17 protein-coding genes are annotated in these 18,673 nt (G+C 56.5%); 7 read left to right on the top strand and 10 right to left on the bottom strand.

The genetic code is table 11. From position 1 onward, the window contains the following. Positions 1–58: 58 nt before the first annotated feature. On the top strand, positions 59–2,686 hold the full coding sequence (acnA, locus tag ACZ0AI_RS06810) for an aconitate hydratase AcnA (RefSeq protein ID WP_463565102.1): 2,628 nt from the start codon (positions 59–61) through the stop codon (positions 2,684–2,686). A 66-nt stretch (positions 2,687–2,752) separates the two neighbouring features. Beyond that, the gene (locus tag ACZ0AI_RS06805; protein WP_463565101.1) at positions 2,753–3,490 is read left to right on the top strand and encodes a transporter substrate-binding domain-containing protein; all 738 of its coding nucleotides are present in this window, start codon (positions 2,753–2,755) and stop codon (positions 3,488–3,490) included. 20 nt (positions 3,491–3,510) lie between these two features. On the opposite strand, the gene ACZ0AI_RS06800 is transcribed toward ACZ0AI_RS06805, so the two are convergent. From ACZ0AI_RS06800 to ACZ0AI_RS06785, 4 genes are all read right to left on the bottom strand, one after another. Further along, on the bottom strand, positions 3,511–4,404 hold the full coding sequence (locus ACZ0AI_RS06800) for a GntR family transcriptional regulator (RefSeq protein WP_463565100.1): 894 nt from the start codon (positions 4,402–4,404) through the stop codon (positions 3,511–3,513). Between the two features lie 470 nt (positions 4,405–4,874). After that, the gene (locus ACZ0AI_RS06795) at positions 4,875–5,747 is read right to left on the bottom strand and encodes an isocitrate lyase/PEP mutase family protein (protein ID WP_463565099.1); all 873 of its coding nucleotides are present in this window, start codon (positions 5,745–5,747) and stop codon (positions 4,875–4,877) included. Between the two features lie 108 nt (positions 5,748–5,855). Next, on the bottom strand, positions 5,856–7,166 hold the full coding sequence (gene dctA, locus ACZ0AI_RS06790; protein ID WP_463565098.1) for a C4-dicarboxylate transporter DctA: 1,311 nt from the start codon (positions 7,164–7,166) through the stop codon (positions 5,856–5,858). Between the two features lie 103 nt (positions 7,167–7,269). Next, a complete protein-coding gene (locus ACZ0AI_RS06785; RefSeq protein ID WP_463565097.1) occupies positions 7,270–8,439 on the bottom strand; it encodes a mandelate racemase/muconate lactonizing enzyme family protein in 1,170 nt (389 codons plus the stop codon). Positions 8,440–8,539: 100 nt separating this feature from the next. On the opposite strand from ACZ0AI_RS06785, the gene ACZ0AI_RS06780 reads away from it, so the two are divergent. Continuing rightward, entirely contained in the window at positions 8,540–9,412 is an 873-nt protein-coding gene (locus ACZ0AI_RS06780; RefSeq protein ID WP_463565096.1) for a LysR family transcriptional regulator, read from the top strand. Positions 9,413–9,576: 164 nt separating this feature from the next. On the opposite strand, the gene ACZ0AI_RS06775 is transcribed toward ACZ0AI_RS06780, so the two are convergent. Further along, positions 9,577–10,167, bottom strand: coding sequence for a TetR/AcrR family transcriptional regulator (locus ACZ0AI_RS06775; RefSeq protein ID WP_463565095.1), 591 nt, complete (start codon positions 10,165–10,167; stop codon positions 9,577–9,579). Positions 10,168–10,268: 101 nt separating this feature from the next. On the opposite strand from ACZ0AI_RS06775, the gene ACZ0AI_RS06770 reads away from it, so the two are divergent. From ACZ0AI_RS06770 to ACZ0AI_RS06755, 4 genes are all read left to right on the top strand, one after another. After that, a complete protein-coding gene (locus tag ACZ0AI_RS06770; RefSeq protein ID WP_463565094.1) occupies positions 10,269–11,027 on the top strand; it encodes an SDR family oxidoreductase in 759 nt (252 codons plus the stop codon). Positions 11,028–11,098: 71 nt separating this feature from the next. Further along, positions 11,099–11,530, top strand: coding sequence for a MarR family winged helix-turn-helix transcriptional regulator (locus ACZ0AI_RS06765; RefSeq protein WP_463565093.1), 432 nt, complete (start codon positions 11,099–11,101; stop codon positions 11,528–11,530). A 27-nt stretch (positions 11,531–11,557) separates the two neighbouring features. Beyond that, on the top strand, positions 11,558–12,274 hold the full coding sequence (locus ACZ0AI_RS06760) for a nitroreductase (RefSeq protein ID WP_463565092.1): 717 nt from the start codon (positions 11,558–11,560) through the stop codon (positions 12,272–12,274). Between the two features lie 60 nt (positions 12,275–12,334). After that, the gene (locus ACZ0AI_RS06755; RefSeq protein WP_463566063.1) at positions 12,335–13,093 is read left to right on the top strand and encodes an NADPH-dependent F420 reductase; all 759 of its coding nucleotides are present in this window, start codon (positions 12,335–12,337) and stop codon (positions 13,091–13,093) included. A gap of 287 nt (positions 13,094–13,380) precedes the next feature. On the opposite strand, the gene ACZ0AI_RS06750 is transcribed toward ACZ0AI_RS06755, so the two are convergent. The 5 genes from ACZ0AI_RS06750 to asnB form a co-directional block, all read right to left on the bottom strand. Continuing rightward, positions 13,381–13,815 (bottom strand): hypothetical protein, encoded by a 435-nt coding sequence (locus ACZ0AI_RS06750; RefSeq protein WP_463565091.1) that lies wholly within the window; start codon positions 13,813–13,815, stop codon positions 13,381–13,383. Positions 13,816–14,290: 475 nt separating this feature from the next. Further along, complete coding sequence (locus ACZ0AI_RS06745) at positions 14,291–14,578, bottom strand: hypothetical protein (protein ID WP_463565090.1); 288 nt, start codon at positions 14,576–14,578, stop codon at positions 14,291–14,293. Beyond that, positions 14,578–15,504, bottom strand: a complete 927-nt coding sequence (locus ACZ0AI_RS06740) for a LysR family transcriptional regulator (protein WP_463565089.1) — start codon at positions 15,502–15,504, stop codon at positions 14,578–14,580. The genes ACZ0AI_RS06745 and ACZ0AI_RS06740 overlap by 1 nt, the downstream gene beginning before the upstream one ends. A 23-nt stretch (positions 15,505–15,527) precedes the next feature. Continuing rightward, on the bottom strand, positions 15,528–16,724 hold the full coding sequence (locus ACZ0AI_RS06735; RefSeq protein WP_463565088.1) for an MFS transporter: 1,197 nt from the start codon (positions 16,722–16,724) through the stop codon (positions 15,528–15,530). Positions 16,725–16,808: 84 nt separating this feature from the next. Continuing rightward, the gene (gene asnB / locus ACZ0AI_RS06730; RefSeq protein ID WP_463565087.1) at positions 16,809–18,662 is read right to left on the bottom strand and encodes an asparagine synthase (glutamine-hydrolyzing); all 1,854 of its coding nucleotides are present in this window, start codon (positions 18,660–18,662) and stop codon (positions 16,809–16,811) included. Positions 18,663–18,673: the final 11 nt, after the last annotated feature.

Raw genomic sequence — 18,673 nt, 5'->3', positions numbered from 1 at the left:
CTGCTTTCAACCTCAATACAATTACATTTCTAGCATGAAAAATGTAATCTGGGTATCTATGAAAAATATTAAGAACTATCCCAGCGAGCAGTTAGCGATCGGCCAGGAACGCTATCGGTTCATCGATTTGCCTGCAGTCTGTGAAGAGCGCCTGGGGCAGTTGCCAGTCGTGCTACGCCTGATGTTGGAGAACGTGGTACGCAACACTGAAGGGGCTGAGCGCGATACCTACGTCCAGGCCATCTTCGATTGGTTGGAAAACGGCAGCAGCGAATCTGAAATCGCTTTTCGCCCCGCGCGCGTGCTGATGCACGACACCACCAGTACCCCTGCGTTGGTTGACATTGCTGCGATGCGCGATGAGCTGGCAGAGGCGGGGGCTAATCCTTCATTGCTCAATCCGATGCTGCCGGTCGACGTGTCCATCGACCACTCGCTGGCGGTGGAGGTCTATGGCCGCCCGGATGCGGCTGACGTCAACATGAGTCACGAAATCCGCCGTAACCAGGAACGCTATCGCTTTCTGCGTTGGGCCTCGCGCTCGCTCGATGGCGTACGCATCAACCCGCCTGGCACGGGGATCATGCACACCATCAACCTCGAGCAACTGGCTACGGTGGTGTGCACCAGCGAGATCAATGGCGAAAGCTGGGTGATGCCTGACATGATGATCGGCACCGACAGCCACACACCGATGATCAATGGCATCGGTGTTCTGGGCTGGGGTGTGGGTGGTCTAGAGGCGCAGACAGTGATGTTTGGCATGCCGACCATGCTGCGCATTCCCGATGTAATCGGTGTCGAGCTGACCGGTCGTCTTCGCCCTGGTGTGCTGGCTACCGACCTGGCGTTGACCGCCACACACCTACTGCGCGGCATGGGCGTATCCGGCGAGTTCGTCGAGTACTTCGGCCCGGGATTGTCAACACTGACGGCTGGCGAGCGTTCGGTCGTCGCCAATATGGCGCCGGAATATGGTGCCACCACCGGCTACTTTCCCGTCGACGAACACACCCTCGACTACTTGCGCCAGACCGGCCGCAGCGAGCAGGCCATCGAACTGGTGCGGGTCTATATGCAGCGCACCGGCCTGTGGTTCAATCCAGAGGCTCGGCCTCGCTACACCAAGCTGCTGCACATAGACTTGGACAGCATCGGCATGCATGCCGCCGGCCCGCGCCGCCCGCAGGATCTGATGGCCTACTCGGATATTCCGGCAGCCCTCGCCAAACTGAGTTTCCAGCCCACCGGCCCGTCAGACATGCCGCCGCATCCAGTGGCGATCGCGGCCATCACCAGTTGCACCAATACCTCCGCCCCGGCATTGCTGATTGCTGCAGCGCTGGTTTCGCGCAAGGCCAGGGCACTGGGCCTGAAGGTGCCAGCCTGGGTTAAAACCTCGCTGGGCCCGGGTTCTCCAGCGGCAGCTGCTTATCTCGAACGGGGCGGCTTTCTCGATGACCTGACGGCCACAGGTTTCAATATTGTCGGATATGGCTGCACCACCTGCATCGGCAACCCAGGCCCGCTGCCCAAGGTGATCGTCGAAGAGGCCAAGGCCGGGCGTATCCACCCGGTGGCCATGCTCTCCGGCAATCGCAATTTCACCGGGCGCATCCATCCGGATCTGGATCTTGGCTTTTTGATGTCGCCACCGCTGGTGGTGGCTTATGCCCTGGCAGGCGATGCCACTCGTAATCTGGCCAACGAGCCGGTCAGCCACACGGCCGACGGTCAGCCGGTATTTCTTGAGCAGTTGTGGCCCACTCATCAGGAAATCACCGAGGCGCTGGCTCTGTCCCTGGAGCCGACCGACTTCAAACGCTGCTTTGAGCAGGCGCAGCTCAATCCTCTCTGGCACCAGCTCAAAGTCGGTGATAGCCCGCTTTTCCCGTGGGAAGAGGCCTCGACCACACTGCGCAGGCCACCTTTCGCATCGCTACAGTACGGCTCTCAGCTTGGCGACTACACGGCCTCGCCATTGTTGGTGCTGGGTGACGACATCACCACGGATCACATTTCTCCGGCCAGTGCGATTCCGCCGAACAGCCTAGTCGCAGATTTTCTGGTCGAACGGGGCGATTCCCGTGATGATTTAAACGTGTTCGCCTCGCGGCGCGGCAATTGGGAGGTCATGCTGAGGGCTGCGTTCCACAGCAAGTCGATGGTCAACCTGTTGGTGCCCGACGCGCCAGTCGCCCATACCCTGCATGCGCCGTCCGGGCAGTTGATGCCTATCTGGGATGTGGCGCAGCGCTACCGCGACGAAGGTGAATCCATCGTGCTGGTGGCGGGTGAGCGCTACGGCACCGGATCCTCCCGTGACTGGGCTGCCAAAGGGCAGCGCCTGCTCGGCATCCGCGCGGTGCTTGCGCTCAGCTTCGAGCGTATTCACCGTTCGAATCTGATTGGCATGGGCGTACTGCCGTTGCGTTTACCGGCAGGCCATGGCCCGGATGTACTGCAGATCAAGGCCGGCGACCGCATCCACGTGGAGGCGCAAGAGGTGCAGCCGCGTTGCCCGATTGCGGTGACCATCATCAGAAGTAATGGTGAACGTGTCGAACTGCAGGCCACCGCCGCGGTAGAGACCCAGTTGGAAGTTGAGTTGTTGCGCGAGGGCGGGGTAATCCCCACCATCCTGAAAAAGACCTTGGCACAAGCTGAGAGACTGAGCGAAGCGTGACATCGTTGATCGGCCCCGTTTACGGGGCTGATTTCATTCCCCATTGAGTATTCGAGAGACATTGCAATGAGCCTTTCTCCCTCGCTGTTAAATGCTTTTGCCCCTACGGGCCGCCTGCGTGCGTCGATCAATCTCGGTAACCCCATTCTCGCCGGGCGCAATACTGTGAATGGCGAGCCTTGTGGGATTTCCGTCGACCTCGCCCACGCGCTTGCCGCCCTCCTGGGGCTTGAGCTCGAGCTGGTTGTGTGGGATGCCGCCGGCAAGTCGGTAGAGGCGGTCGAGGCCGAGCAGGCCGATTTCGGTTTCTTCGCGATCGACCCGAAGCGTGGCGAGCACATCGCTTTCACCGATGCCTACGTGATGATCGAGGGCGCCTATCTGGTCTCCACCGACTCGCCGTTGCAGAGCAACGATGAAGTGGATCGTGCAGGGCATCGGGTGACCGTCGGTAAGGGCAGTGCCTACGACCTATACCTGAGCCGCGAGCTGCAGCAAGCGACCATTGAGCGTGCGCCTACATCGCCAGCGGTGGTCGAGCATTTTCTCGCCCACGGTCATGAGATCGCAGCCGGCGTACGTCAGCAGCTGGAGGTCGATGCGGCGCGCCTCGGTGGTGTAAGGCTGCTGCCAGGGCGTTTCATGGTGATTCGCCAGGCCATGGGGCTGCCGCGCAGCCGTGGTGAGGAAGCGCACCAGTTCCTGGCCGCTTTCGTGGAAGAGATGAAGGTCTCGGGTTTCGTTGAGCAGGCGCTGGAGCGGCATGCTATCCAGGGTGCGTCGGTGGCACCTGCTCAGCCATGAAATGAACAGCCGGCCTGAGGCTAACCGTTCTCGGGCCGCAAAATATCGTTGATGTCGCTAAGGTTTCTCAGCGTGGCCTGCAGATGGGCGCGCAACGCGTTGGAAGCCTGCTGCGTCTTATTTCTCTCGAGCAGCGATAGAATCTCCAAATGCTGTTCGCAGTGCTCAATATAACGGGTGCGGTTCTTCATCGAGCGATAGGAAAGAAGACGGCGCACCTTGTTGACTCGCTTAATCGTATCGATAAAAAACGAGTTACCAGAGGCCTCTACTAGCGCTTCATGGAAGCGCACTCCACGATCATGCAACTGATCAGCGCTGGCAGTGTTGATGCCGCCATTGATCAAATCCAGCTCAACTGCGCGGCAGCGTTCGATGATCGACTGGTCGAGGTGGTAGCCAGGTTCAAGCAGGGCAGCAGGCTCAAGCGCAAGGCGCATCCGGTAGGATTGAAGCAGGCTGTCTGGGGTCGTCATCATTGATGAGAATTCCCAACCGTAACCTGGCTTGCGATTTACCCAGCCTTCGTTAGAGATACGCGTCAACAGTGTCTGCAACTGGGCACCGGTCAGCTGGTAGCGGGCCTTCAACGCTACTTCAGAAGCAGTCATCGGCAGTTTCCCCGTGAGCAGGTCGTCTGCCAGCGTGAAATAGGTCTGTCCGAGCAAATCGGGTGTTGGCGCTTCGACGCCAAGGCCATAGCTGGCAGGATCCTGAGCGAGGAAGTATCCGCGGTTTTTCATCCTGACTAGCAGGCCGGTTTCGCAGAGTGACTGCAGTGCATCGTTCACTGGCGAGCGAGAGACATTCAGGCGGTCGGCGATTTTCTGTGCAGCGAGGTGTGTGCCCACCGGCAACTGCTCCTGCGTGAGTAGCTCGACAAGCCTGGGAATGATCAGTTGTGCCGTATTCATCGGGAGTGGCTGCCTCGGTCAGGCCGGTCACTTTAATGGTCGGCTTGTTGTCGTTCAATCGATTCTCATCAGTCTCTGCCAGCCATGAAGCGCTATGAAGGTGTCAGGCGCTTTTCTTCTAATGCAAAAATGCCCAGCCACCTTGCGGTGGTTGGGCATGACGAGTGCCTGCAAGGTCGTTGCGTTCTCAGGACTGCGCTGCTATGTCAACCATTTGCTCGTCATCCTGATAAGCGCATCAGTTGGGTCATGATGAATGCTATGGCCAGCAGCATACTGGGGAACATCATGCCTGCGGCTGCGTTGTTGGTTGTGCCATACCAATCACAAGCGGCCCAACCTCTGGCGAATTGCAGCTGTCCGTGACCGGCCATAAGCGAACCGTCCTCGGCAGCTTATTAGACCTCCATTGAAGTTAGAGCGGTACCTCGAAACTAGGGACAATTCAGGGTTCTCAATGGGCCATTAGTTCATTGGCTACCGAGTCCTGCTTTCAGGTAAGTCTTCACCCACTCGCTGTAGCTCTCCGACAGGGTGTACTTCGAGAGCAATTGCTGGATTGAGAGATCCTGACTTTCCTGGCCGCATTCTATGCGCAGCGCGTCATAGGCCGCTTTTATGGTGGCCATATAAGGCTTATGACCATTTACCACCACGCGGACATTCGCGTCGCTCAGCCTTTCAAAATCGTTGAGCTCTGCGTTGCCGTAGGTGATCAGAATGATCGGCAGTGTCAGGTGTTCTGTCAGCGCTTTGAGGTGCTTGAATTCTTTGACCCCGACAAAGCAGATCGCATCAGCGCCGGCTGCCTGATACGCAGTCGTCCGCTGGATAGAGTCCTCGAGCGTTGTTGCCGCTGCATCGGTGCGCGCGATGATGCTTAGGGCGTCGTCCGACCGGGCGAAGCGGGCGGCGTAAATCTTTGCTGCCGCCTCTTCCAGGTCAATCAACGTACCCATCTGCGTGCCGTACTGCTTGGGTAGCAGGGTATCTTCGAGCGTGAGCGCCGCTACGCCCGCTTTTTGCAGTTCTGTGACAGTGCGCATGACGTTGAGCGCATTGCCATAGCCGTGATCCGCATCAGCTATCACAGGAATCTGACTCGCGCGGCCGACACGAGATGCCTGCTCGGCGAATTCATCGAGGGTGATGAGCGAGAGGTCGGGTGCACCCAACACCTGAAGAGAGGCGACTGAGCCACCCAGGATGCTGACTTTATAACCGAGGTCTGTCGCCATACGCACCGAAATCGGATCGAACACCGAGGCGGCGTTGAAGCAAACGCTACCGTTGAGCAAGTCGCGAAATTCCTTGCGCAACTCGGAGTGGGATCTTTGAGCCATCTGTCTGCTCCATCGCCTTTAGCGGTTTTGTGGGGGAGCCCCCGGGATATAAGAACTGCCGGGCGCCCAGGCTCCCGTAGAAGCAGAGCGACCGGCAGTATTGAGCACCTACTTTGGCGCCACTATGCTTTTGCGGGTGGACGCTCTCTGTTCATCCATCGCCGCGATTTCGCGATCAGCAACGGACTTGTCAAATGATCCATCCCACTTGGCAATGGCGATGGTGCCGATGCCGTTACCAATCAAGTTGGTGACCGCCCGAGCTTCGTTGAGGAAGCGGTCTATGCCCAAGAGCAGCACCAAGCCCACCAGGGGAATGGAGTGGATCGTGGTCAGGGTTGCCGCCAATGTTACGAAACCTGCTCCAGCAACGCCGGCCGAGCCTTTCGAGGTGAGCAGGAACACCCCCAGAAGAATCATCTGATCCATAAAGGTCAGTGGGGTATTGGTCGCCTGGGCGATGAAGATTGCAGCCATTGTCAGATAGATGCAGGTGCCGTCAGCGTTGAAGGTGTAGCCGGTTGGGAGCACCATGCCGACTACCGATTTCTTGCAGCCGAGCTTCTCCAGTTTGGCCATCATTCTTGGCAGCACTGCTTCGGTCGAGCAGGTGCCCAGAGTGATCAGAATTTCATCCTTGAAGTAGCGAAGAAACTGCATCATCGGCAGCCCCGACCATCGCGCTACCGCACCGAGAATCACCACGATGAATAGCAGCGTGGTCACGTACAGCGCCACCAGCAATTGCCCCAGAGAAAGCAGCGTACCGATGCCGTACTTGCCGATTGTGAATGCCATGCCGGCACCGGCGCCAAGTGGTGCCAGGCGCATGACCATTGCAACGATCTTGAACAGCCCCTGCAGGAACAGATCGATCGTGTTGATCAGTGGCCGGCTCGTCTCGCCCATCTGCACGAGGGCGACGCCCATCAGCACGGAAAGCAGGATGACCTGCAGCATGATGCCTTGGGAAAAAGCGCCGACGAAGGTCTGCGGAATGATGTTGAGGAAGAAGTCGACCATGCCGCCTTGCTCACTGGCCGCCTGGCTGTATTTGCTGACGGCACTGCCGTCGAGGTTTTCGGCGTTGATGTTCATGCCAACGCCAGGCTTCACGACGTTGACCACGATCAGCCCAAGCACCAGTGCGATGGTCGATAGAATCTCGAAGTAGATCAGGGCTTTTACGCCGATTCGACCGACTTCCTTGATGCTGCCCATTTTGGCGATGCCGACTACAACGGTGCCGAAAATGATCGGGGCTAGCAGCATCTTGATGAGCTTGATGAATCCATCAGCAAATGGTTGCAGCTTGGCGCCGAATTGCGGCTCCAGGTAACCGATCAAAGCGCCGATGACGATGCCGATGAGCACCTGTACATAGAGCTGGCTGTACCAGCGTGATTTGGACGTTTCCACGAGTGCACCTCATTTATTCTTGTGATGGGCGTTGTGGCTGGCATCAGGGCTGACGCCAGATGCACGAATGCCCCGAACGTGGCGGGGCATTCGTTGGCGGAACTTAGCCTTCGCCGAGTTCACGCATGACGGCATACAGTGCGGACTTGGCTTCGAAGCCTACGCCCGGTACATCAGGCAGACCGACATAGCCGTTCTCTACCTTGATGCCATCTGCAAAACCGCCGAATGGCTGGAACACATCTGGATAGGACTCGTTGCCGCCCAGGTGCAAACCAGCAGCGATGTTCAGCGACATCTGGTGACCGCCGTGCGGCACTACGCGGCGCGACGACCAGCCCAGTTCTTTCATTACGTCCAGGGTGCGCATGTATTCCACCAGGCCGTAAGAGAGTGCGCAGTCGAACTGCACGAAATCGCGATCAGGGCGCATACCGCCGTGACGCAGCAAGTTGCGAGCATCCTGGTGTGAGAACAGGTTTTCACCAGTGGCCATCGGCAGGTCGTAGTGATTAGCCATCTCGGCCTGCAAGGCGTAGTCGAGCGGGTCACCGATCTCTTCGTACCAGAACAGGTTGTACTTCTTGATGGCCTCGGCGTAAGCGATGGCGGTTTTCAGATCGAAGCGACCGTTGGCATCAACGGCCAGGCGACGGCCGTCACCAACGACTTCGAGTACGGCCTCGATGCGACGGATGTCTTCATCCAGAGGCACGGCCCCGATCTTCATTTTTACGACGTCGTAGCCGCGATCCAGATAGCTCTGCATCTCTGCCTTGAGCTTGGACTGGTCTTTGCCGGGATAGTAATAACCGCCCGCCGCGTAAACCCATACCTTGTCGTCGGCAACACCATCACGATAACGGTCAGCCAGCAGGCGATACAAAGGCTTGCCTTCGATCTTGGCGACGGCATCCCATACAGCCATATCGATGGTCCCAACAGCTACTGAACGCTCGCCATGGCCACCCGGCTTTTCGTTGGTCATCAGGGTTTTCCAGATGGCGAACGGGTCGAGGTTATTGTTCTCTTTGTCGATCAGCGATTCTGGATCCGCTTCGCTAATGCGGGCCAGGAAACGATCCCGCATCAACGCGCCTTGGCCGTAGCGGCCGTTGGAGTTAAAGCCATAGCCGATGACTGGCTTGCCATCACGAATGACGTCGGTAATGACCGCAACAACCGAGCAGGTCATTTTGGAGAAATCGATGTAGGCGTTGGCAATAGGCGAGGCAATGGAAACGGTTTTTTCGCGGATGTCTACGATGCGCATGGCGCGTTCCTCTTGTTGTTGACGCGGCCAAGGTAAACTTGGCGAGGAAGCGCGCCCAATGCTATTAATGCCGCGCCCTATGCTGAGACGGCATTGCCCTATGGAACTTGTTTGGTTGGAAGACTTTGAAGCGTTGGCCGAGTACGGCAGCTTCGTCCGTGCCGCTGATGCTCGACACATCACTCAGCCAGCATTTAGCCGGCGAATACGCTCATTGGAGAATTGGATCGGGGTCGATCTTTTCATCCGTACCCCTCAGGGCGCCACGTTGACCGAAGCTGGCAGGCATATTCTGGCCAGCGCGCAGGATGCTGCCAGCAGGCTCTATCGGATCAGAGCCGAGGCTCAAGAAGTCGCTGGTACGGCGGCTAAAACGCTTCAATTTGCGGCAACTCATTCATTGTCGTTCACCTTCTTTCCGCGCTGGATCAGAAGCGCGGAAAAAGGAGCACCGATTGAAGCCGTTCGGTTGGACTCCCACAGCATGGCTACTTGCGAGCAAATGTTGGTGCATGGCCAAGTGCAGTTTTTACTCTGCCACCGCCACTCGGATGTTCCCCCACGGTTACCTGCAGACCAGTTCGTCAGTAAGGAAATTGGTCGCGACACTCTCCTTCCCTTGGCAGGAGGATCCGCGAATTTCGACTCCTCGCCGGCATCATTGCCTTACCTGGCATACACCGATGAATCAGGGCTGGGGCGTATCGTTTCGCACAGGCTTCAAGGAAAAGAGGAGTTCCTGCACCTCAAGCCACTCTTTAGCAGCCATTTGGCGGCAGTTCTGATGTCAATGGCTCTGGAGAACAAAGGGGTCGCCTGGCTGCCCAAAAGTCTCACCGAGCAGGAGACCTTGGATGGGCGGCTGCATCGTGCTTTGGATCAGAGCTGGGATATTCCGCTGGAGATTCATCTTACACGGCCCGTTGCTCCGTTGAGCCCCTATGCAGAGGCGTTCTGGGCTGGGCTGCAGTAGCCGATTCAGGTCTAGCCAGGCGTCAGGTTGGTTAGCAATCAGCGACGATCACGATGCAGGTTTTGCCTGATCGTCTCGACGTTTTCACAGGTTAAAGCAGCCATAGGTTTTGCAGTTGCAGAGATGCTCACCACTGGGATGGCCCGATGAAAAACCTAGTGAAATTAAGCGTTTTTCTGCTTCAAGCTTTCCGGGCTACCCGCGCATAGACCATCCATAACCAGCGTCATCAATCTGGCAAGACGAGAGCGCCATTCGCCTTGGGAATCTATCTGCCATATGCCGGCAATGGCCAGAAAGAAGTCGTCGTTAGTTACGCCGCTACGAATCGTCCCCGCCTTTTCGTTGGCCCTCAAAAGCAACTCCGCTGCTGCCTGAACTGGGGCGTATCCCGACTTCCCTGGAAACTCGTAAGTAGAGGCGGCTTGCCGTATCGCGGTCGCCAGCCCTGCCTTTGTCATCGCATATTCAGCGAGGCAGTCCATCCATTCTCTCAGTGCCTGCTTGGGTGGTTTTGCGGCGAGCAACTGTTCAGCCAAGGACGCCACTTGCTGCATTTCGAATTGATAAACCTCGAATACCAGGCTCTCTCTAGTCGCGAAGTGGCGATAGAACGTTCCTTGTCCCACCCCGGCTTTCTTCGCAATGGTGCTCAGGGCAACCGCAGGATCGATAGTCAGCTCTACCACCGCCGCCTCCAGTATCCGCTCGCGGTTTTTTTTTGCGTCAGAGCGCATCACCACGTCGTCATTCATGAGTAAAAAATTTTCCTCCGTAGCATTGTAAAGCGGACAGCTGTCCGCTAAATTTTGCAAGTGGACATTTGTCCGCTTAAGCATCCTTACGGGAGTTTACTATGAACGGCACTGGCAACACGATTCTGCTTACTGGCGGTACTTCGGGTATAGGTCTCGGCCTGGCCCTGAGGCTTCACAAAGCTGGCAACAAAGTCATCATCGCGGGTCGCCGCAAGGCATTGCTCGACAAGATCGTGACGGAACATCCAGGCATTGAATCCGTATTGCTGGACGTCTGCGATCCACAATCCATCCAGCGCAACAGCGAAGCGCTTGCGATCAGTCACCCTGACCTGAACGTTCTCATAAACAACGCTGGCATCATGCATTGGGAGGATCTGACTGATCCGCAAAACCTGAGCACAGCCGAAGATATCGTGACCACGAACTTACTTGGCACAATTCGCATGGCGTACGCGTTTACACCTCAGCTGACCAAGCAACCCAGCGCCACGATCATCAATGTCAGTTCTGCCTTGGCATTCGTCCCGCTGCCTGCAACACCGACCTACAGCGCAACCAAAGCGGCAGTTCATTCGTTTACTCAAAGTCTTCGCGTGCAGTTGGAGGCCACATCAGTAGAGGTTATCGAGCTTGCGCCGCCGGGTGTCCGTACCACTTTGCTTGGACAAGAAAACGACGAGCACGCGATGCGTTTGGAAGAGTTTCTGGACGAAATCTGCGAGCTACTAGAGATATCTCCGACCCCACGCGAACTCGTCGTCGAGCGCGCCAAGCCATTACGTTTTGCCGAAGCGAGCGGTTCACATGATGAGGTATTAAAAATGCTTGCCGGGTACAAACCACCGGTAGGTTGATGGCGCAGCAGGTTGACATAGGGGACATTTCTCTAGATTGTATAGTGCACTATACAATAGTGAGCTATCTAATGACTCCTGGCCGTAAGCGGGTTGGTACCCAGCTGTCTTTTTCGCTTTATGCGGCTGCGAATCGCATGGTGCGATTACACAAGCCCCTTCTCGAGCCGCTGGGCCTGACGTTCCCTCAGTACCTGGTCATTCTGGAACTTCTAAACGGCTCGCTGCTTTCAGTAGGGGCACTCGGAACGCGTCTGGCAATGGATGCTGGAACGATAACGCCATTGCTGAAACGGCTTGAGGTTGCCGGGCTCGTCACGCGCACACGCGATACCGCCGACGAGCGCCGCGTGATGATCGAACTAACGGCTGATAGCCGCCTGCTGGAAGCAGACATCCGGGGAGTCACTAGCAAAATCAAGTCAGCTTGCAAGCTTGATGATCAGAGTATTGATGATCTTCGCCACACCCTTGATGCGCTCGCTCATCCCGTTTCTGACTAAAAATTCATATCTGCTCGGAGATGACTCATGATGACTTCAATGGTTAGATTCGATGCTGATACAGCACTTGATGAAACACTGTCGTTTCAAAGGACGGCCCGTACCCGGCGGTCTTTTCGTGGTTTTTTAAAGACCGTTGTTCCTGATCAGGTCGTTCAGGATGTTCTGAAAGATGCCCAGTGCACGCCCTCTAATTGCAATACCCAGCCATGGGACGTTCATATCGTCCGTAGCCAGAAGTTGGCAGAGCTCTCACAAATACTTCACGCGAAAAACGATGCTGGGGAGTTCACGCCTGACTTTTCGTTTGATATGAGTGCATTTTATGGCCCTTATAGGGATCGCAAGAATGCACAGGGCAAAGCTTACTATGACGCCATGAACGTTATGCGTGAGGACAAGGAGGGGCGGCGACGAGCAGCGGCTTTGAATTTGTCCTTTTTTGGTGCCCCTCAGGCTGCTTTTTTATTCATGCCTGTGTTTGGTGACAACGTTCGAACTGCTGGCGATATTGGCATGTATGGGCAAACCTTCCTGCTGTCGCTTGCTGCCCGAGGGCTAGGCGGCATTCCGCAAACCTCGCTGGGTTTCTATGCCGATACCATCCGAGAGGTGCTAGGCATATCTGAACAGATGAAACTGCTGTTCGGAATGTCATTCGGATACCCGGATGAAACTGCTCCAGGGAATCGCATGCATATGGATCGAGTCCCTATTACCGACAGCGTTACTTTTCATTCCTGAAACGCTAAGTCAAACACACATACAGTCCATTCCTGCATCAGCCAAGCTGAAACGTGAATGATGTTGGGTGAGGAGGTTATTGATATGAAAATCGGAATTATTGGCGCAGGTAACATTGGCGCTACCCTTGCTCGTAAGCTCGCTGCATGCGGCCACGAAGTAAAATTGGCAAACTCTAAGAGTCCCCAGACCATTCAGAACCTTGCCGATGAAATCGGTGTGCAAGCGGTGATCAAAGAAGAGGCTGTGTCCGATGTGGATGCCGTTATCCTCTCCGTCCCTTTCGCAAAGTACCCGGAGCTGCGAAAAACCCTAAGTCATATTCCCGCAAAGGTCGTCGTTATTGATACGTCCAATTATTATCCTGGGCGAGACGGGGTGATCAAAGAAGTGGACGAAGGCAAGCCCGAGAGCGTTTGGGTCAGCGAACAGATTGGACGCCCAGTCATCAAGGCTTGGAACGCAGCCCTCGCAGCGACTCTTGCCCAATCTGGCCAACCAGCCGGGGCGTCAACACGCATCGCTATACCTGTAGCCGGGAATGACCCTCACGCTGAGGCAATAGCCCAGAATCTTGTTGAAGATACAGGCTTTGTCGCGCTTGCCGCGGGTAGCCTTGAAAACTCATGGCGCCAGCAACCAGGGACACCAGCCTACTGTACCGAATTGACCTTGCCAGAGCTCAAAGTGGCCTTGTGCGCAGCAGACAGGGCAAGAGCACCGCAAAACCGCGACGCACTGATCACAACATTTATGGCTCCCGATAGTCAGTTTACGCACGAGGAGATAGTTGCCACAAACCGCGACATGACAGCCTGATTAATGGATTAGGCGGAACATCTGCTCAGCGTTTTTCTTAATTGACTCAATTTCTAAACTCAGCTGTTGTCGCCAGGATCGGTCGCTCATGAATGGCTGCTGTTGACCAGTAGCTGCCCGTCGTCACCGGCTGCAATCGGCCAAAAGCGGTCAGCTGCCGTCTACAAATCAAGGGCGATTCACCGCGTATTAGGCAGCCTGCGTCATACACAAGCAAATCGGCGGTCACAGGTTGGTGAAAATAGAGCGAATTCGCTCGCAAAGGCGACAGTATTCAACTTTATACATTAGCGGGGGTGCGTCTTTGCCTGATGGAAAAATCCGCAGCTCCCCCCGTTTATGTCAAGCAGAACGACGTACATGCAACCACCTTTGTATCTGCTCACTTTGACCTTACGGAAGTCCGTCGCTGCCTTGACCCACTCGTTCCCAATGTTGATCCTGTCCTTCGAAAATTCGCCGATCACGTCGCGGAGTTCCAAAACCTCCCCGCCAACTGCCTTAACCGCGCCTAAGGTGATGCCTCCGCTTGTGATCACACCCAATGCCAATAGAATCAAGACAGTGGTCAAGTTACTTGAGGGCAGGTGAGGAAGAAAAAAGAACGGCACGGCCAGCGACCAGCAAATCAGTGTGACGACAAAGACAACCATTGCGATGGTAGACCCCATTGCCGCGCGACGATCCAAGCAGGCGGCTGCCTCCAACAATACCTTCTCCATTTCAATCTCAATGTTTGACATCATGCGTAACGCAGCTCGCGGCGCACATCCGCACGATGGATGGGTTGTAGCTGATGTAGCGCATCTTCGACCAATTTTTGGGTTCGAGCAATTGAGATACCAAACCCATGAAGACTCCTTTCTCGAAAATGTGAATGCCTTCATCACCAGCCGAAGTCTGCTTTGTTGATCACCCCTGATTTCTTAGATGTCTGACGACCGCCTCTGGCCGATCCCCGCACTACCTCAGAGCCTTTTTCGACCTGCTCGAAAAAGGGAGCGGAGTCCTGTGCGTATCGTTGTCATTCGCTCATTTTCACCGCACACATTTCTCTTTTGAACTGAATTTCAACAAGGGCGCGAACTGCCTGCTGAATTGACCTCTCTGCCACGGCGATAGGGTCATCGGCTACTTCGTAGCTGGCCTCAGCCAAGGCCCCATCTTCACTTGGTTGATGCGATGTTCATCTACCGATCAGTTTTGGTTAGCCTTGTTGGTAGAGCCAGCTTCGGTCTTGTTGCCAAAGAGTTCTACCGGGTAGGGCGTATAGGGCGTCCCCTTACCCATGAAGCGAATATGCTGAGCTTTGGTGACTTCGTTGCACTGAGCGTTGCCCACTCTGTCGCGGTCTCCCTTACAGAGTTGGTTTAGCTCCTCGAGGCGCTCACGATTCTCCGCAAGCACTTCCGCCGACTCGAACGGTAGTGGCTTCTCGCATGCGATTAACATAAACGTAAGCGCTAACAGCGGGATTTTGTTCATCAGGCGATCTCCTGTTGCGGGAGGTTTGAACCCAGTAGGGTTTGAGTTTCAGTCGGGTTGATTCGGTCGATGAAGCGAGCTAGCTGCTCGGCTGGCTCCCTCCGGGGCCTGATCAGGTATGTGGTCAGCAGCGCGGGGCAACCAGCAAGGGGCCGAGCAACAACGTCAGGGTTATTGAGCTCAGTGATACGAGCCTGACTGGAGAAACCAAGTCCATACCCGGCAGCCACCAAGGCCATCATCAGATCCAGGGTAGGCACCTGATCAGCAATGGTTAGCTGGGTGTCGACTGTTGCCAGTATTCGCTGCAGCTGGTTCCAGAATCCTTCGCAGACCTTGGGATCACAGAGCACTAATGGGTATCGCACGACCTCTTCTAATGGAATGCGCTTGTAGGTCAGCAACGGGTGACGAGAGGGTACGGTCACAACCACAGGATCGAACCACACTGGCTCGGCAATTAGCCCCTCACCAACCTCTTCGTACTGCGCCAAGCCCACGTCAAAAAGTCCGTCATCGAGTCCTTTGAGCTGCTCGCTGACAGCGACTTCGGACAGACAGATCTCAACCTCTGGCTCCTCCTCGCGGCACTGCGCCAACAGTGCCGCGAGTCGGGTCTGGGGGATACCGTCAGACAGTGCAACGCGAATTCGGCCTCGAAAACCCGCCGCTGCACTTTTGACGCTAGCCTGAGCCTGCTCGACAACTGCAAAAATGCGTCGAGCCTCTTCGAGTAATACTTCTCCAGCCCAGGTCAGCCGCGTGCGACGTGTCGTACGCTCGAACAGCTGCACGCCAAGGCGATACTCCAACTCCTTGATGATCCTAGAGAGTGGAGACTGCTCGATGTGCAGACGCGCGGCTGCGCGAGCGAAGTGCAATTCCTCTGCGACGGCGATGAAACAGCGAAGATGGCGCAGCTCCACGGCCAAACCTCCTTTATGGTTTATCAGCTTTGATGAGGGTGCACGCCGGCCACGACACTGCTGCGCCGGCGTAGATTGATGATTTGCAGCAGGGCGCCCAAGCTAGCGACCGCACCGGCGCATGCGGCCAGCGTCCAGGTTGGCATTTGCAGGAGCAATACAAAGCCGCCTGCTGCTGCGCCAATCGCGCTGCCGAGATATAGCGCTGACTCATTCAGAGCAATCGCGAGGTTGTCATCGCCGTGTGCTTGGCGCGCCAGAATGAGCTCATTGTTTTGCGGTACTTGCAGGGCCCAGCCGACTGCCCCCCATATCACAATTGGCAGCATCACCAGCCAGGAACTCAGCGCGGCCGCGAAGGGGAGTACAAACAGCGAGACAGCCAGGATCACCATGATGGCAAAGGTGAGCAATGATCCTTTGAAACGGTCTACCAACGGTCCGACTAGGAAGCTGCCTAATACACCACCGATTCCCCACACCCACAGATAGGGCGTGATTGAACGAACTGCCCCGTAGTTCGGGTCAGCCAGCAACGGTGCGATGAAGGTGTACATGCCCAGACTAGCAATGGCCGCCAGCAGCGAAACCAGCAAGATGACTGCCACGTGGCCATCTCCCAGGATCGCGAACTTCTGACTCAAGGAACTGGATGCTGCCGCGGGCAGGGCAGGGAGTTTCAGTAGCAAGCCGATGAAAGCGATTAGTCCAAGAACGCTGACCAGCCAGAGCGCGGCTTCCCATCCCAGTCGTTCGGCGATGAGCAGGCTGAGGGGGACGCCGAGCACGACGCCGCTTGCCATACCGCCCATGATGATGGCGATTGCCTTACCGCGCCGCTCCGGAGTGGAGACTGCTGCGGCCGCCCCAATCCCCATTGCTAGGTAGACGCCTGCGCCGATCCCCGCAACCGCGCGCCAGATCATCAGCACGGTGAAATTCTCAGACAGCGCGCTTGCTACGTTAGCGATCACAAAAATGCCCAGTGCAACCAACAGGCCGGTGCGTTGGCGGTGTGGTGGCGTCAACGCCACAAATATCGGTGAGCCTAGGCCGTAAGCCAGGGTAAACGACGTGACCAACTGGGCCGCAACCGCAACGGAGACCGCAAAGGAATCCTCGATCATCGGGATCAAGCCGGCGGTGACATAGGAAGCCATTCCGAGGGCGAAAGCCCCCAAGGCGATGAGATAAATGGGTGACTGGTTCGGAGTAGGCATACTCATACTCGATAGCGCCACGTGGCGCACTTGGACTCAAAAGGAGTGGCTACGGCCCCGTCCAGAGCCGTAACCGGTTCGGGGCTAGAGTTCGAGGCTGACCTCGTACTCGGTTAGCCAGGTATTGAGGCCGACCGCCAGCTCCATGCCCATGCGTTCGTACATGGGAGAGATGGTGCCTAGCGGCTTGGCCAACGCTCTCTGAACCTGCGCATCGTCAAGCAGCGGCGTCACCGGTGCGTTGCGGTTAGCGTGAACAGCGGCGAGCGCTTCACGAAGCGCCAGTTCATAAGCAGGGTCTTGAGTTGAGGGATAGGGGCTCTTAACGCGATCGCTGATTGATGCGGGCAGCAGGTCGCGTGTCGCAGCACGCAAAATGCTCTTTTCTCGACCATCGAAGGCTTTCATCGCCCAAGGGATGTTGAAGGCATACTCCACGAGACGGTGATCACAGAAGGGCACCCTTACCTCAAGGCCGACGGCCATGCTCATACGGTCCTTTCGGTCGAGCAGGGTCTGTACGAACCGGGTCAGGTTTACGTAGCTCATCTGTCTCATGCGTACGTCCTGCGCGCTTTCCCCGGGTAGTACCGGGGCTTCTGCGATAGCCTGGGCGTAGCTGTCACGCAGGAAACTCCCCATGTCCAGACGGTGCAGAAGGCTTGGGTCGAACAAGGGTTTGCCGTCAAAGTACTTGCCGGTCACCGAAGTCAGCCAAGGAAATGTGTCCGCCTGAATAGCTTCTGGGTCGTGAAACCAGCGATAGCCGCCGAATACCTCGTCTGCACTCTCACCAGAGAGAGCAACGGTCGAGTGCTTGCGTACCTCCTCGAATAGCCGGTAGAGCGACGGCCACATGTCACCCCAGAAAGCTGGCGGCAGATCTAATGCCCTGACAATCTGAGCGCGTAACGCTGGATCGGCCAACTCGCCACTGTTGAGGATGATCTCCTGATGGCTGGAATGAATCTTCTCTACCAAGTCGCGCACAAAAGGTGCATCGGGTGTGCCGCGTACCGCATCGCCAGTGAATCCGTTGCCATGCTCGGTGAAGTCGACAGAGAAAGAGCGGATGTTCTCCTTTCCGGCAGCCTGGAGTTTTTTGGAGGCCAATGCAGTGATGATTGATGAGTCGAGCCCGCCGGACAGTAGGCTGCACAGTGGTACGTCAGCGACGATCTGGATGTCGATGATGTCTTCGAGTAAGTCACGGGTATGGCGAATGGTGCTGTCCAGCGAATCGCTGTGCTCGCGCGCTTCCAGTTTCCAGTATTGGCGTCGGCTCAGACCCTGTCGGTTAACGCGCACGATCTCGCCTGGCAAAACTTCACGCATACCGTCAAAGACGGCGTGACCTGGCGTCTTTACCATTTCCAATATTTCGCGCAGGCCATCTGCACGCACTTTGCGTGGCACGAGCGGATTGGCGAGCAATGCCTTCGGTTCAGAGCCGAAGATAACGCCATCCTGGGTCGGGTAGTAATACAAAGGCTTGACGCCCATCCGGTCCCGAATCAGCAGCAGCTCCTGCGTACGCCGATCCCAGATGGCAAATGCATACATGCCGTTGAGTCGCTCGACGAAGGCTTCGCCCCATTCGACGTATGCCCGTAGTACTACCTCAGTATCACTGACACTTTCGAAGCGATGCCCAAGGCGTTGCAACTCCGCGCGCAGCACGCGGTAGTTGTAGGCCTCGCCACTGTAGGTGATGGCGGCTACTTCATGGGGACCACCATGGATCGCTACCATCGGCTGGCGACCACCTTCCAGATCAATGACTGACAAACGGCGGTGACCAAGGCCTACTGGCCCGTCGATCCATAGCCCACCGGCATCCGGACCGCGTCGGGCCATGGTGTCGGTCATGCGTTGTAGGGTGGTCCGCTGTGTTTCCATGTTTTGGCCGTACGAAAGCCAACCTGCTATTCCACACATCGTCTTGCTCC

The sequence above is a fragment of the Pseudomonas sp. AC355 genome, from assembly GCF_979258205.1.
The sequence above is the reverse complement of the archived record's forward strand: the minus strand, read 5'-3'. Positions and strand labels throughout refer to the sequence as shown.

Coding starts and splice junctions, on each gene's coding strand:
- ACZ0AI_RS06805 (WP_463565101.1), top strand. CDS start 2,753: ATGAGCCTTTCTCCCTCGCTGTTAAATGCTTTTGCCCCTACGGGCCGC.
- ACZ0AI_RS06750 (WP_463565091.1), bottom strand. CDS start 13,815: ATGGAGAAGGTATTGTTGGAGGCAGCCGCCTGCTTGGATCGTCGCGCG.
- ACZ0AI_RS06770 (WP_463565094.1), top strand. CDS start 10,269: ATGAACGGCACTGGCAACACGATTCTGCTTACTGGCGGTACTTCGGGT.
- ACZ0AI_RS06755 (WP_463566063.1), top strand. CDS start 12,335: ATGTTGGGTGAGGAGGTTATTGATATGAAAATCGGAATTATTGGCGCA.
- ACZ0AI_RS06785 (WP_463565097.1), bottom strand. CDS start 8,439: ATGCGCATCGTAGACATCCGCGAAAAAACCGTTTCCATTGCCTCGCCT.
- ACZ0AI_RS06745 (WP_463565090.1), bottom strand. CDS start 14,578: ATGAACAAAATCCCGCTGTTAGCGCTTACGTTTATGTTAATCGCATGC.
- ACZ0AI_RS06735 (WP_463565088.1), bottom strand. CDS start 16,724: ATGCCTACTCCGAACCAGTCACCCATTTATCTCATCGCCTTGGGGGCT.
- asnB (WP_463565087.1), bottom strand. CDS start 18,662: ATGTGTGGAATAGCAGGTTGGCTTTCGTACGGCCAAAACATGGAAACA.
- ACZ0AI_RS06780 (WP_463565096.1), top strand. CDS start 8,540: ATGGAACTTGTTTGGTTGGAAGACTTTGAAGCGTTGGCCGAGTACGGC.
- acnA (WP_463565102.1), top strand. CDS start 59: ATGAAAAATATTAAGAACTATCCCAGCGAGCAGTTAGCGATCGGCCAG.
- ACZ0AI_RS06795 (WP_463565099.1), bottom strand. CDS start 5,747: ATGGCTCAAAGATCCCACTCCGAGTTGCGCAAGGAATTTCGCGACTTG.
- ACZ0AI_RS06760 (WP_463565092.1), top strand. CDS start 11,558: ATGATGACTTCAATGGTTAGATTCGATGCTGATACAGCACTTGATGAA.
- ACZ0AI_RS06800 (WP_463565100.1), bottom strand. CDS start 4,404: ATGAATACGGCACAACTGATCATTCCCAGGCTTGTCGAGCTACTCACG.
- ACZ0AI_RS06775 (WP_463565095.1), bottom strand. CDS start 10,167: ATGAATGACGACGTGGTGATGCGCTCTGACGCAAAAAAAAACCGCGAG.
- ACZ0AI_RS06765 (WP_463565093.1), top strand. CDS start 11,099: ATGACTCCTGGCCGTAAGCGGGTTGGTACCCAGCTGTCTTTTTCGCTT.